This is a genomic window from Paraflavitalea speifideaquila (assembly GCF_032395985.1).
In the GTDB taxonomy this organism is placed as follows: Bacteria; Bacteroidota; Bacteroidia; order Chitinophagales; family Chitinophagaceae; genus Paraflavitalea; species Paraflavitalea speifideaquila.
In genome coordinates, this window is the sequence record NZ_CP135920.1 from 3336775 (window position 1) to 3349114 (window position 12340).

The 12340-nt window shown below is 48.0% G+C and carries 16 protein-coding genes and 1 pseudogene; 3 read left to right on the top strand and 14 right to left on the bottom strand.

What is annotated here, in order from left to right; translation table 11 throughout:
• Window positions 1-74 precede the first annotated feature (74 nt).
• Together RS881_RS22805 and RS881_RS22810 are read left to right on the top strand one after the other, a co-directional pair.
• Window positions 75-542 carry an Lrp/AsnC family transcriptional regulator gene (locus RS881_RS22805; RefSeq protein ID WP_315823192.1) on the top strand — a complete coding sequence of 156 codons (468 nt, stop codon included), beginning with the start codon at window positions 75-77 and terminating at the stop codon, window positions 540-542.
• Window positions 543-620: 78 nt separating this feature from the next.
• A complete protein-coding gene (locus RS881_RS22810) occupies window positions 621-1565 on the top strand; it encodes an EamA family transporter (protein ID WP_315823193.1) in 945 nt (314 codons plus the stop codon).
• Between the two features lie 275 nt (window positions 1566-1840).
• Here the strand turns inward: RS881_RS22810 and RS881_RS22815 are convergent, their stop codons facing one another.
• The 14 genes and pseudogenes from RS881_RS22815 to RS881_RS22880 all read right to left on the bottom strand — a co-directional run bounded on the left by RS881_RS22815 (window position 1841) and on the right by RS881_RS22880 (window position 11397).
• Window positions 1841-3388 carry a bifunctional metallophosphatase/5'-nucleotidase gene (locus RS881_RS22815; RefSeq protein ID WP_315823194.1) on the bottom strand — a complete coding sequence of 516 codons (1548 nt, stop codon included), beginning with the start codon at window positions 3386-3388 and terminating at the stop codon, window positions 1841-1843.
• Between the two features lie 42 nt (window positions 3389-3430).
• The gene (locus RS881_RS22820; RefSeq protein WP_315823195.1) at window positions 3431-4747 is read right to left on the bottom strand and encodes a Dyp-type peroxidase; all 1317 of its coding nucleotides are present in this window, start codon (window positions 4745-4747) and stop codon (window positions 3431-3433) included.
• Entirely contained in the window at window positions 4729-5922 is a 1194-nt protein-coding gene (locus RS881_RS22825; RefSeq protein ID WP_315823196.1) for a pyruvate formate lyase family protein, read from the bottom strand. Before RS881_RS22825 ends, RS881_RS22820 begins: the two co-directional genes overlap by 19 nt.
• Window positions 5915-6734 (bottom strand): annotated as a pseudogene (locus RS881_RS22830) (pyruvate formate lyase family protein). The gene RS881_RS22825 and the pseudogene RS881_RS22830 overlap by 8 nt, the downstream one beginning before the upstream one ends.
• A complete protein-coding gene (locus tag RS881_RS22835; protein ID WP_315823198.1) occupies window positions 6697-7017 on the bottom strand; it encodes a pyruvate formate lyase family protein in 321 nt (106 codons plus the stop codon). Before RS881_RS22835 ends, RS881_RS22830 begins: the two are co-directional and overlap by 38 nt.
• Window positions 7017-7304, bottom strand: coding sequence for a hypothetical protein (locus RS881_RS22840; RefSeq protein ID WP_315823199.1), 288 nt, complete (start codon window positions 7302-7304; stop codon window positions 7017-7019). Before RS881_RS22840 ends, RS881_RS22835 begins: the two co-directional genes overlap by 1 nt.
• A 24-nt stretch (window positions 7305-7328) precedes the next feature.
• Entirely contained in the window at window positions 7329-7541 is a 213-nt protein-coding gene (locus tag RS881_RS22845) for a hypothetical protein (RefSeq protein ID WP_315823200.1), read from the bottom strand.
• 71 nt (window positions 7542-7612) lie between these two features.
• The gene (locus RS881_RS22850; RefSeq protein WP_315823201.1) at window positions 7613-8272 is read right to left on the bottom strand and encodes a phospholipase D-like domain-containing protein; all 660 of its coding nucleotides are present in this window, start codon (window positions 8270-8272) and stop codon (window positions 7613-7615) included.
• A 330-nt stretch (window positions 8273-8602) separates the two neighbouring features.
• The gene (locus tag RS881_RS22855; RefSeq protein ID WP_315823202.1) at window positions 8603-8956 is read right to left on the bottom strand and encodes a hypothetical protein; all 354 of its coding nucleotides are present in this window, start codon (window positions 8954-8956) and stop codon (window positions 8603-8605) included.
• Window positions 8957-9263: 307 nt separating this feature from the next.
• Window positions 9264-9482 (bottom strand): hypothetical protein, encoded by a 219-nt coding sequence (locus tag RS881_RS22860; RefSeq protein ID WP_315823203.1) that lies wholly within the window; start codon window positions 9480-9482, stop codon window positions 9264-9266.
• Window positions 9479-10129 (bottom strand): hypothetical protein, encoded by a 651-nt coding sequence (locus RS881_RS22865; protein ID WP_315823204.1) that lies wholly within the window; start codon window positions 10127-10129, stop codon window positions 9479-9481. The genes RS881_RS22860 and RS881_RS22865 overlap by 4 nt, the downstream gene beginning before the upstream one ends.
• Window positions 10120-10653, bottom strand: coding sequence for a hypothetical protein (locus RS881_RS22870; protein ID WP_315823205.1), 534 nt, complete (start codon window positions 10651-10653; stop codon window positions 10120-10122). Before RS881_RS22870 ends, RS881_RS22865 begins: the two co-directional genes overlap by 10 nt.
• On the bottom strand, window positions 10593-11264 hold the full coding sequence (locus tag RS881_RS22875; protein WP_315823206.1) for a hypothetical protein: 672 nt from the start codon (window positions 11262-11264) through the stop codon (window positions 10593-10595). Before RS881_RS22875 ends, RS881_RS22870 begins: the two co-directional genes overlap by 61 nt.
• Before the next feature lie 4 nt (window positions 11265-11268).
• A complete protein-coding gene (locus tag RS881_RS22880; protein ID WP_315823207.1) occupies window positions 11269-11397 on the bottom strand; it encodes a hypothetical protein in 129 nt (42 codons plus the stop codon).
• Window positions 11398-11990: 593 nt separating this feature from the next.
• Between RS881_RS22880 and RS881_RS22885 the strand changes: the two genes are divergently transcribed.
• Window positions 11991-12266: a hypothetical protein gene (locus tag RS881_RS22885; RefSeq protein WP_315823208.1), complete on the top strand. Its 276-nt coding sequence runs from the start codon at window positions 11991-11993 to the stop codon at window positions 12264-12266.
• The last annotated feature ends 74 nt before the right edge of the window (window positions 12267-12340 follow it).

Sequence of the window (12340 nt, forward strand, 5' to 3'; positions counted from 1 at the left end):
ACAAATTGCGAAATATGGGTAGGTGTGCAGAATTATATTCGGAATAGTTGTAGTTTTACGGAAATTAATTCTGTATGACGATTGAATTGGATGATATTGATCTGCAAATCCTGGACCTGATGCAGGATAATGCCCGTATCTCTAATGTAGACCTTGCCAAGCAATTGTCGATGGCGCCTTCGGCAGTATTGGAGCGGGTAAAAAAGCTGGAGCAGAAAAAAGTGATCCTTCAGTACAATACAGCAATTAGTCCCACAGCGCTGAACCAGAAGCTGCTGGCTTTCATATTTATCAAGACAAAGGAACTGGAGTCGGATGCAAAAATAGCTACTACATTGGCGCGGATCCCGGAAGTACAGGAGGTGCATATCATTGCCGGTGAAGATTGCTTCCTCGTAAAAGTGCGTACGGAAGATTCAGCCTCGTTGATGGCCATGATGCGTAAGTCGATCAAAAGGGTGCCGAATGTACTTTCCACCAAAACAACCATTGTGCTGGAGACCGTGAAAGAGCAACAACAATTGGTCATTCGTAAAAACTAACTTTATGTCATTAGCCGAAAAACAAAAACAAGCCTCTCCTTTAATAATCATCATAGCTTTTGCTACGGTGTACATTGTTTGGGGTTCCACCTATTTTTCATTGCCAAAGCAGTAGCCCATATACCACCATTTATACTGGGTACTTTCCGTTATATAGCTGCAGGCCTGTTGTTATTGCTGTGGTGTGCCCTGAAGAAAGAAAAATTATTCAATCTTGAGCAACTCAAACATGCTTCAGTAACGGGTATCATGCTGTTGTTTATTGGCAATGGTGCGGTGATCTGGGTGGAGAAAACATTGCCCAGTTCGCTCGTTGGTGTGTTAATAGCTTCGCAAGCTATCTGGCTGGTACTGCTGGACAAGGCCAACTGGAAAATAAACTTTACCAGCCGCAATACGATCATCGGATTGCTGATCGGATTCGCAGGTGTAGTCCTGCTATTCTTTGAAAGTGTTTCAGGGGTAGTGTCGAATGCCGGTGGCGCCGCATCTGTGATCAGTTTCCTCATCCTATTGGTAGGAATGCTTAGCTGGTCGGGCGGGTCGATCTATTCTAAGAAGCATTCCAGCGGATCTACTACGGTCAATTCAGCCTGGCAGATGTTGATAGCAGGGCTGGTCTTTATTCCGGCCAGTTTCATCAATAATGAATGGGCGGGTTTCGATTGGCAGACTGTTCCGGCAGAATCGTGGTTTGCCACGCTTTACCTGGTCGTATTCGGATCGCTGGCAGCTTATAGTGCCTATGTGTGGTTGTTGAGTGTGCGCCCGGTTACGCAGGTAAGTACGCACGTATATGTGAATCCGGTGGTGGCGGTACTGCTGGGAGTACTATTTGCCGGTGAGCACATGAGCTGGCTACAAGTAGTAGGACTGGGTGTAATCCTGGCTAGTGTATTATTAATTAATTTATCGAAATATAGAAAACAAAAACCTGTTAATGAGTCTATTAATCGGGTAAAACCTGAAGGGAAAATGATGTTGGCGGGTACCGGTAAACAAGCGGTTTGTACGGACTGTTAATTAATCAGCAGGTTGTTTTTAAATCGTAATCCCCGGCTATGTGCTTCGCATGGCCGGGGATTTATTTTAATAATAGGTCATAGAATGGAGGTGTCGCAAGGAGCCTTTCGGGGTGTTTTCCCGTATCAGTTCTTTTTCTTTAAGATGGCTTCGACAGGCTCCTTTAGACGAAAGGTGAGTCACCCTGCAGCCCGACAAAGCAGCGCAGCAGGGTGGCCCACCTTCGACAAGACTGAAAGTCGACAAGTACAGGCTGACAGCTGCGATATGGATGCTTATTTTCCGCCTGATGCCAACATGTAGGCCATCACAATATTCCTCAGGTCGTTGGGCAATTGATTGCCATGGAAGGCATTGGGCTTGCAATAGCTGTAGTTCTTTATGAAGCCCAGGTTGCTTTCGCCGCCCAGGGCCATAAATTCGGGTAGCAGTATGCAATAGCTTCTGTGGTCTTTGAGGCGCCTGCCTTTGATATACCAGCCCTTACGTTTTTTGATAATATTGGCCAGTTGGAGGTAGCCGCCTTCGCCCTTGTTGATGGTGGTGCCAATAGTGATTATGCTGTCAAGTTGCTTACCGTATAAGGTCATGGCTACCAAGGGGCCGCCAAATGGGAGGGAGCGCAGTACATCGTATTGAGTAATATCACCACTCAGTTCATCATCCACCCGTAGGGAGCCACTATTATAAAAGGCGGCGTCGACGGAAGGATCGGCAAAGATCAAGGCGCGGGCGATCAGTTCAGTATAATTGGTGGGATGGTTGCGGATGGAATGTTCCCGTCCATCTAAGGGTACAGTAGCTGTCATCAATTTCTGTTGTGGATCAAAGCCATTCTTCCGCATGATGGAATCGGCCAGCTTCACCCACTTGTTCACCACCGCATTGGTGGTTTCATCAAAGGGTACCGTTTCATTGATCAATTTCAGGTCGGATTGAATGCTTACCTGTTTGGTGGCAGGTGTATAGCTAATGGTATGGATGTAGGCTGATTTGGCATTTGCGTCGGCCTTGCATACATTGATCTTGCCTGCCGGTACTTTCATATGCTCATGTTCATGCCCGCCCATGATGAGGTGCAGGCCAGGGATCTTCGTGGCAATGGTAGAGTCTACATCTTTAGATAGGTGTGTGAGCCCCAGTACGATATCGCATTTATTTTGAATACTATCAAAGATGCGTTGGAAGGTATTTATTTCATCGGAATAGGCCACATAGTCGTTTTTATTGAATGCTACAGTACAGCCAATAAAACCTACGCGGACGGATTGGCCATCGGGGAAAGTAATGTTGCGAATAACACAGGAGGGTATAGTGGAGGTTTGGTTGTTTTGGGTTTTGGTAAAGGGTTGCTGCCGGCCGCCGGATACGAGGTATACATTGCTGTTGATCCAATCAAAGCGTGATTCATCAATACGGCGTTGGAGATCGGCCTGGGCAATATCGAACTCATGGTTGCCGAAGGTAACGAGGTCAATGCCTGCGCTGTTCATAACCTCTACCATCTGTTTGCCTGCAATTTTTAGCTCATTGCCGGTGGCGTCTTTATATTTCAGGGTGCCAATAAAGGAGGGGCTTAGGAAATCGCCCGACAGTACGGTAATGAGGTTGGGGTCCTTGGCATGCAGTTGATTTCTGATGGCTGCTACGCGGGCCATACCGCCTTCCTTGCCATTGGCCAGGGGTGATATCTCATACACATCATTGACCTGGAGAATGGTGAAGGTATGCGTTTTTTGGGCGGAGGCCTGGATGGTGTGAGCCGTATGAAAGAGAATGAAAAGGAGGCTGCGCAGCAGCCATGGATGATGGTAGTGTTTCATATTTTAAAGGAATAATATAAGGGGATGTATGTATGGGATGTTTTATACAAACATTCCTGAGGCGAAATAATCGTCGGGTGCGGGCATAGGTGGGCAAAAATAATAGCCGCCATCTACTGTTTCCAGTACACCTTTGGCATACATGGCGTCGATGCCGGTACCTGCTTCGGGGAAGCCGGCATTCATTTGCCACATATTGGTTACATGTTCAAATTGGTGTTGCAGGCTGCGCATGAAGGCTATAAAATGCAGCCCATTTACAAATTCCCCCTGTGTGTTAATGCCTTCAAAGAAAGGGTAGGGCCTTCTTAGAAAGCGCCTATCGGTATCGGGAATGCCGAACAGGTCGGTGCCTGGGCGGCGGGGCTGCACTTTGCGTATATGGGCGGTGAAGGGTGTTTTTCCTGGGTTGGTAGCGCCTCCAAAATCGGGGGCTTCATCTTTGGGGTAACCGGCGGATGGTGATAAAGGTTTACCGGTGGCTTTCTCCCGGCCAATCATACCCTCTTGCGTGGGGGTGGAGAAGGCTTCCCAGATAGGCAGCTTTTCCCTGATCTTACGGTATACCATATAGCTGCCATTAATGCACCACGAAGGCTCTGGGTCTTTCTCGTTCACAAATACCAGTTTCTCCAGTTCACCTTTGAGGCGCAGGTTGTCGATACCGTCATCAAAGCGCAGGAACTCCCGCCTGTCGGGCCGGCCAAATCCCTGCTCCACATCTTTGATGTGGATGATCTTGCTCCCTGCCGGGTAACTGTACTTGCTGGCAAAGGCCGGATTGATCTTTTCGGTAATATCTCTTACTACGGCGGTATTGACGTAAGGATGATCGCTGCAGATCATGATCAGCAGGTCGCTGGTATTGGCCTGTGCCTGAAAATCGGGTGCATCGCCGGGAAAGCCGGGCATTGGCTTTAGGAAAGCAGGTCGCTGGGAATGGATGCCAAAACGATCATACCCGGTGGTATCAACAAACAGAGAGCTGCCCAGGGCCAGGGTCACTGTAACGCGATAGGTGACAGGTATATCTTTTTCGGAGAAAGGCAGCACATGGGATTGGGATGGTTTGGTATCCACATACCAGTGAAGCCTTTCGGTGAGTAGTTTTAATAGCTGCTGCAACTGGGTGGTATCGTGCGACAAAACATCGGCACGAAGGATGGCCACAAACCTTTGGGGATCTACCCGCCCGGAATAATAAATGCTATAGATTTCTTTATCAGCCGCACTCCATTCCCCATCAGGTTCAAATGGCCAGAAGGGATCGGCTATGCCATGCTGGTAAGGCCAGTCGTAACGTGTTACCGGCACTGGATGTTGGAGATCGGGTATGCGTTTTACTTCCTTGGTAGGCATAAGTTGAATAGTTTAATGGGGAAGAAATACCGGGCGGTGTTGGTGTTGAGCTTTATGGTCGGGGAAGAGGGTAATAAAAACTCCGTCCATCCGCCCATGCGCACGCGAAATAGCTCATATTGTTCAGGCGCCAATGCCGCGAGGTACATGGTTTTGGGATTGGCGGTAGTGATGGTCATTACATTACTGCCCTGTCCATTGGCAAAGGATTGGAGTACTTCGGCCAGTTTTTGCTGGGGAAAGTCTTCCGGTATATTAAAATCAGAAGGAGCACCGTCACTTAGGTGATGGATGGCTTCGTTGGAATAGCTTTTCAATGCTTTGGCCAGTATGCCGGTGCGCAGGGGTTCTACCTGCAGGTCTTTGCCGGTCTGGCCGGTGATGTTATAAGCAGGTTGATCGGCATGTACAGGAGCAGGGGATAGGTCGGAAGCGATGGGTGCAAATGCCAGGCGTCCATCGGGGGTGGCGCCTGCAAAAGAACCGCCAAATACATATTGCTCAAAAGTGCCCACTCCGGGTGCAAAGAGTATTTCAAAGGGGCGGCCCGGTATATCATAGCGGGCTTTGAGGGCATCCCAATCGGGTTGGTGTACAGGTGCCTTTCGGGCTTCTTCCATGCATTGGTAGAAAGTATCTATAAGCTGCCAGCTTAAGGCATCCACTGCCTCATGTCCATACCCGAATTTGGGTTGTTGCAAACAGAGGGTCCTTATCTGGGTGATGCGGTCTTTGCTTAATTGCAGACCGGTAACGATTGGATTATTGCCCCAGTTGGAACGCAAGCAGCTTACCAGTTCCTGGAGGGAAAACAATTGTTGTTCAAATACGAGGGTTTTGATGATGTAAAGCGAATCGGTAGCCGTGCTGATGCCTGTCATGAGTGGAGAAAACAGGTGATAGCGGGCTCCACCACCTGCCAGGTCCCTGCCCGAAGCCAGGCAGCCGCCTATAATAGCTGATAAAAGAGGTGATGGTGATACGTCTTCCTTACTGCCATACTGCACCAGTATACCATGCAGGAATTTATGGCAGCCCAGGATGATATGGCTCCGCAGAATGTCCCAGAATTGGGTGAAGTCCTTAATATCACTGGCGGGTGGTGTGCGCCAACTGCCTTTCATACCCCGTAGGTAAAGGGGGCCCGACATGGAAAAACCGGCACCACTATTCATTGTTTTTCCAGTACATCGAGGGCGGCAACAAAGCCAAAGCTGAATTCTGTTTCACCGGCAAAAGGGTTTCATAACAGCCATCGCAAGCATAGTTGCGGGCGCTTTTTAATTCTACCGTACCTCCTGTTTTGAGTTGGAGGGCTGGTATGATCTTATCGTCGTTGAGCAGCACGGGGTGGGCGCCGCCACTTAGTAAAGCGGCAGCGGCCAGGTCCAATACCCGGGCAGGCGTTTGTGTATGAACACGCAGGTCGAGGGTAGGACTGTTCATGGGCAACCGTCTTGCTGTTTCCAGGCAGAGGTAGGTAATTTCGTTGGTGGCATCGATGGCCTGGGGCTCATTATTGGCTATTACGCCGCCAATGGTTACCTGTTGCATCCATTGATTGGCCAGTCCACCCTGATCGAAATTGCTGGCGCTGCCGGTGCCCAGGAGGGCGCCATCGGAAGAGGTGAAGCGGTCTTCGAGCAGGCGGGCATTCAGGATGGTCTTTTCATCCAGTTTGATCCATAAGCATTCCAGTACTTCCCGCGCTTGTTCTTCCGTCAATATGCCATCGGCCCGGTCTTTTATAGAAAGGGTAAAGTAGTTGATCCAGGCGGCCCAGTGGTACAATTTCGCCGGAATAGTGAAGGGCGCAGTGTACCAGGTAAATGCATTGTACTGCTTCGGTAAAGGTGCGGGGCGCCAGCCTGGGTGTATGTTCCAGTCTTTGCGCGATGGCTATGAATTGTTGGTGCCTTTCGGGTTCATCCTTGAATAATTCGGCTTTCTTACGGGCCAGTGTGGCATAGTTGGCAGCATAGAGCAATACGCCTTCCAGGGCCAGGATAACGGAAGTATAAAAACCTGCTTTTTTGTTCAGCTGTTTCGCTGACCTTCTGCCGGCATTCTGCAATGATATGATCAATACCATGATCCAGTATACGCTGGTGATCGGGTACAATATGACCAAAGGGGCTCCATTCGTTCAGGTACCTGATCTCATAATACAAGGCTTCTTCCTCGGTGAGGTAGCGCATGAGTTCCTTGCCTTGCCCAACGGAATAGGGTGGGAGGGAGCCAATGATGAGCTCATCGGGATGTACCTGCATCAGGCCTTTTTGACCGCCGCGGTCGTGTCTGATAGCTCGGTGAGCATGTGTTTGATGGCAAGTCCCTTCCGGATGGCTACGGGCTGGCTGCGTATGGTGTCCAGCTCGGTGCCGGTATACCGGTCGAAAAGATGACCCAGCTGCCCCCAATCGGGCCAGGCTGGTTTATTGCGCCATTGTTCAAACAGGTATTGTAACAAGCGGTTGGTTCTGCATCCCAGTTTGTCGGGATGGCCTACTGGCAGATTCTCCTGCTGCTGCCAGAAGGAAAGGATATTGTATTGCATAGTACGTATGAGTAATAAATGGGATTAAGCAAATAGTTGACGTTCTGCTGTTTTGCGTATGTTCTTTCCATAAAAATTATCAGTCCATTTATCATTGGGGTAGAGGTAGGCGGTATCCGCGGTGGTTTTATGCGCCAGGCGGTTGGCGATATCACGGAAGAAGAAATGGTGCCATAGGCGCATGAATTCGCCCAGGTAAATATCCGCCACCAGGGTATTGCCTTTAATGAGGAGCATGTTCTCATCGTTGTTCTTGGTAGAGGCATCACTAAAGTTGGCCGATCCACTTACTACTATGGGATCATCGCTTAGGGGTCGGCAAGGAGGTATTTGGTATGGAGGTACTTTACATTTTTATTCAGGTTGCTCAGTTCTTCTTTTAACCAACGTTGAAAGATGGCGTCGCCTACTGCTTTGGGATTCAGTACAGAACCCAGGGCCACAAAATTGTTCCTGTTTTGGTTGAAGTCGTTGAAGGTATTGCCTTCCTTTTCCAGGATGAGGTAACGGAAGTTCTTTTTGTTTTTACCCAGTATGGCGGCAATGGTTTTATTAACGCCGAAAGCAGCAGTAAACCCAATGGACTTCGTGGCGACATTAATTTGATCGGCATACCAGTTCAGGGCGCCTAATGAAGACCGGGGACTGAATATTTCGGTAATGCCTTTCCTGAGTTCTTCCGGATCGGGATTGTTCTCACTATTCCAGGGGCGTAGTTCTTTGGCATCGGTATTGGCTGCCAGTTGTTCCCAGTATTCAAGATAGCGGGCGGCAATTTTAGGGTCACGTACAATATGAACTACATTGGACTGTCCGAAGATACCTCCTTCTGTGAAGTTGGTTGAGCCTGTAAGTACCTGAACGGGTTTGCCCTTATCCAGCAGTACGATAAACTTGTTGTGGGAGATATAAGAAGCATTGGCCGTGCGTTTGATCATGAGTTTGCTAATGCCGGCTTTTTTGATCATGGCATTGCTTGTTTTTGTGGCTGGGGCTGACGGCAATCGTACACGATTTTTACATCGGCTCCACTGGTGGACGCTTTTTAAAAGCTTCCAGTACTGGCAGGTAGCTGAATTCATATACGGCGGCCCGGATGCTGTAACGTTTTCCTTTTGCCTGTCCAATGTATTTGAGAACGGCTTCCAATGCCCCGCGTGAGAGCCAGTCATAGGCCTCTTTACCTACTTCTTTGGGTTTCTTATCGCCAAACTTGCGGGTGTAGGCCTGGCTGCCGGCTACACCACGATTAAAGTAAATGGCATGGGTGCCATTGTCTTCGTTCTCAGTTTTAATGGTCAGCTCGGCTGGCGTACCGTATTCAGGTTTTTGGGAGTGCCATATACGGGCACTACTTTATAGACATAGGTATGGTTGGCTTTGGCGGTATAATCGCCCCATACAAAGCCTTGTACCGGGTGTTGTTGCGTCGAGATAAGGGTTCCGGGAGCGGGGTTAGGTTCGGTGTCTTTGAAGGTGCGAAAACCCATGAGCCAATACTGCTCTTTTTCTGTTTTATCGGTACGGTGTATAGCAAAGCCAAGTAATCCTTTACGGGCCTGTGGAGTTGCATCCATGCCTAACAATACTACATAGGTGCCGGCAATGCCATGAACGGATATGCCCTTGCCATTGTTAACTCTCTTTCTCATACAGCGTGTGGATTTAAATGATGATCGTATAATATACCTCCTTACTGTCAGGAGCAGCAGGGATCAGGGAATAAAGGTGAAAATTTTACTAACAGGTTGCCAGTCCTAATCAGAGGTTGCTTTGGCTGGGTGCAGATAAAAAAGCAGGTGAGTTCTAAATAGCTGCAAGGTTCTAAATTTATCTTACATTAAAAAAGGTATAAATACCCTTTTTTATATACAACTCAATGGTTAATGTAAAAACAATCACCCGGTAATTGCAGGCATGCTGCAATCAGCCGGGTGTTGTTTTTCCTGTCGGTTATTCTTAGTTAGCTGCTCTCAAACAGAATCCCTGTATGTCGTTATTATAAAGTCCTATGCCATGTGAATTGACAATGGTGCGATCATAAGCATCAATACGCACATTGTAACCGCACTTAGGCACTCCAGTTGTGTTGATCACAAAGGTGCCGTTCTTGCCGGTGCCTGGCAGTGTTCCGGCGGCATAGCTAAGGCTATTACTTCCCGTACCATCTATATTCACCGTGGCGCCCTTATTGGGGTTACACTGATGGAGAAGGAATGGGCATGGTCATCCAGCATGGAATAAGTACCACTGATGCTGGTGCCGGAAGTAAAGTCGGCACAATCACCGCCACCTGTAATAATATGGATGTGTACATCAGGCACCTTATTGTCTACCAGCAGGGTTACCGATCCATTGGGATCATCGTAAATGATGGCGCCACTGCGGGCCTGGATGCGGATCACGTGTTTGCCTGGCACAAAAGCTCCATAGCGGCCCAACAGGTCGGCTACGATGTTGAGTGAAGATGTTTCTAAGTACGGTATCCATCCATCACCATCGGGATCCAGCGGATGGTCTACAAACGTGCCGCCTGTATTGACGGTGGTAATGACCTGCTGATCCAGCAATGGTTTTTCTGTTTCACCCGGCCGGGTAACCAGGAAGCGGTATTCCATTCCTGGCGCTGCATAGAAGATATGTCCAATCAATTCAATGGTTCCATAGAATGGGCTGTTGAGTGCGCCGCCCAATGAGCCGGCCGATCCGGTGGTGGCCAGGCCGGTAGCATCATTGATATCTACCACTACCATACCGCCTGCTTTTTCCAACACCACGGTGGTTAGGCCGGTAGTAACGCCCTTAGGTAGTGGTTTTATTTCCACGTTGCATTCTTCCCAGTCACCCCAGGGGCTGTAAATTCAGGATCGCCTGGTGTGGGAACGAGGTTGTAGGAAAGGATGCCTTTTACTTTAGCTTTGCCTACCTGGCACCATTGCTTGCGGTATTTATCCAGCTTTACACCCAGGGATACATTGTACCACAGGCCACCAGCTGGAATGTCGGGAATGTCATGCACACTGCAGGATTGCGTACCCATATATTCCCAGCCTGTGCCAAAGTCCATGTAGAATGCCACATATTCCTTACCTCCCTTACTACAGAGATCGCCATTATAACCCGTTTTCCTTTTTATCTGAATAGAACCATGCAAGGTATCCATGTCGCGGTTAAGGCTTACGCAATGCAGCTCTTCAAAGTCGGTATTGAATTTTGTTTTTTCATAGAAGCCGAATATTTCGGCCAGGTTGAAGTTGGGCAGGAGGGAGGTGATCACACTGTTATTGTTCAGAGAAGCTTTTTTAGAAAGCTCATAGATGGTTTTGAGTGCAATACGGCCTTCATGCACCTCGGTGCCATATACTTTTTCAGGTCAGCAGCCGAGGTAGTGAGCTCGGCTAGTGGTTTTACAAACTTCACTTTCTCTTTCAGGTCGGGCAGGAACTGTTTTTCAAATTCAGGGGTATAGAATTCCGGCGCCAGTTTGAACTTGGGGTTCTTTTCCAGCGATCCCAGGATATAACACCAGATAGAGTTGCTGGGATGGATCTGTATAAATGCTTCGTGTACATCACCCCATACAAAGGGGAAATTAGGATCTCCGGCAGTGGGTACTATATTCCAGGAAAGGATGGCCCTGACTTTTGGCAGCACGGCCTTGCTGCGGCAACAGCTGATCTTGTCGGGGCTGAGATTGATCTCAACATGGTAGCATAGATCGTCGGTAAACGGGTGGTCATATATACCGAGATCGGCCAGTCCTTCATCTACCCAGGTACCATTATTGTTATAGTCAACAAAGAAGCGTACATACTCCCGGCTGCCGCCTGCGCAGGGGCTGCCGGAATAACCACTGGGTTGTTTGATCTTGATCACCGCACCCAGTTTGGCTGTTTCCGGTTTGTAGTCAATACATTCCAGTTCTTCATAGTACTGTTTACTACTCCCCAGGTCCAACACAGGTTCAAATTTTTTTGGCGATGACCTTATCGGTCATGGTGCCGAAGTAATTGGGATTTTGTAAGAGCAGCAGGTGTGTTTGTTTGCGTAGTGACACCAGCTTTTCGGGCTCAATAGCTAATTTCGTTGCCATATTTATTCAGTTTTAGTGTGACAAAGGCAAGTGGATACAGCAGGCGGGTGTGGACAAGCCTGCAATACAGGAATAATACACTACTGATCATGCAATGGGTACAGTATGGCGGCAGGAGAATAATGAGCACCTGATGCATTAATAACCGGAAACCTTAATGAAGGAAAGGTGAAAGAGGAGGAAATAATAAAAAGTCGGTATATAATAGTCGTGCATTGTTAAGAAAAGGAAACAAGGGGAAAATGTTTTTTTGCCCCATCTTTTTATTACTTTCACTTTTTATCGGTCAGGCCCCTACCAACTAACCAGCCAAGTGGTCAAATTAACAAGAAAGCATTGGCATTTTGTTTCCCTTTATTCAATGAAATACGACAAAAGCTAGTACAAAGCAAAAGACCCTGGAAAGCAGCAGTACTGAAACTTATCCTAATTATTATGTTTTCTCCCTCCCTTATGGAACTTTATTTCCCTGAATCATCAGCCATCCTTATATATAAACCAACAGGTAAACTTCAAAACCTGCTTTGGAGGTGTTGTATTGGGATGCTGTTGGATATAGCAAATCTCCAATTGTTCACTTTAAAATCAGGTTTATGAGCACTAATGGATTAACCGCAGCCGAAGCGCAGGCAAGCAAAGCAGCACCGCCCGCTCCCAAGGGCTACGCCAGCTGGTTCAATGTTGAATTCAAGAACATTATTTTTGATCCTTCCATTCTTCATCGCAAGGAAGCGATCGAAGGGTATTACATCGGTTTTATTACCGCTTATAATACCATTAAAGGCAGGAAGTATGCTGTTCTTTTGAATGGACGGAAGTGGCCAGTAAACTGCCTAATTGTAAGGATTTTACCTTGCATGTGTATGTAACCCCAGCACCTACCATTCTTAAAAAGGCGCAACCGCAGGTGCCAATGCACTTGCTGCCACTGAAGCAGTAGCAT

Excerpts from the sequence above, each read along its gene's own strand:
- RS881_RS22805 (WP_315823192.1), top strand. The coding sequence starts at position 75 with ATGACGATTGAATTGGATGATATTGATCTGCAAATCCTGGACCTGATG.
- RS881_RS22815 (WP_315823194.1), bottom strand. The coding sequence starts at position 3,388 with ATGAAACACTACCATCATCCATGGCTGCTGCGCAGCCTCCTTTTCATT.
- RS881_RS22820 (WP_315823195.1), bottom strand. The coding sequence starts at position 4,747 with ATGCCTACCAAGGAAGTAAAACGCATACCCGATCTCCAACATCCAGTG.
- RS881_RS22825 (WP_315823196.1), bottom strand. The coding sequence starts at position 5,922 with ATGAATAGTGGTGCCGGTTTTTCCATGTCGGGCCCCCTTTACCTACGG.
- RS881_RS22835 (WP_315823198.1), bottom strand. The coding sequence starts at position 7,017 with ATGCAGGTACATCCCGATGAGCTCATCATTGGCTCCCTCCCACCCTAT.
- RS881_RS22840 (WP_315823199.1), bottom strand. The coding sequence starts at position 7,304 with ATGCAATACAATATCCTTTCCTTCTGGCAGCAGCAGGAGAATCTGCCA.
- RS881_RS22845 (WP_315823200.1), bottom strand. The coding sequence starts at position 7,541 with ATGCTCCTCATTAAAGGCAATACCCTGGTGGCGGATATTTACCTGGGC.
- RS881_RS22850 (WP_315823201.1), bottom strand. The coding sequence starts at position 8,272 with ATGATCAAAAAAGCCGGCATTAGCAAACTCATGATCAAACGCACGGCC.
- RS881_RS22855 (WP_315823202.1), bottom strand. The coding sequence starts at position 8,956 with ATGAGAAAGAGAGTTAACAATGGCAAGGGCATATCCGTTCATGGCATT.
- RS881_RS22880 (WP_315823207.1), bottom strand. The coding sequence starts at position 11,397 with ATGGCAACGAAATTAGCTATTGAGCCCGAAAAGCTGGTGTCACTACGC.
- RS881_RS22885 (WP_315823208.1), top strand. The coding sequence starts at position 11,991 with ATGAGCACTAATGGATTAACCGCAGCCGAAGCGCAGGCAAGCAAAGCA.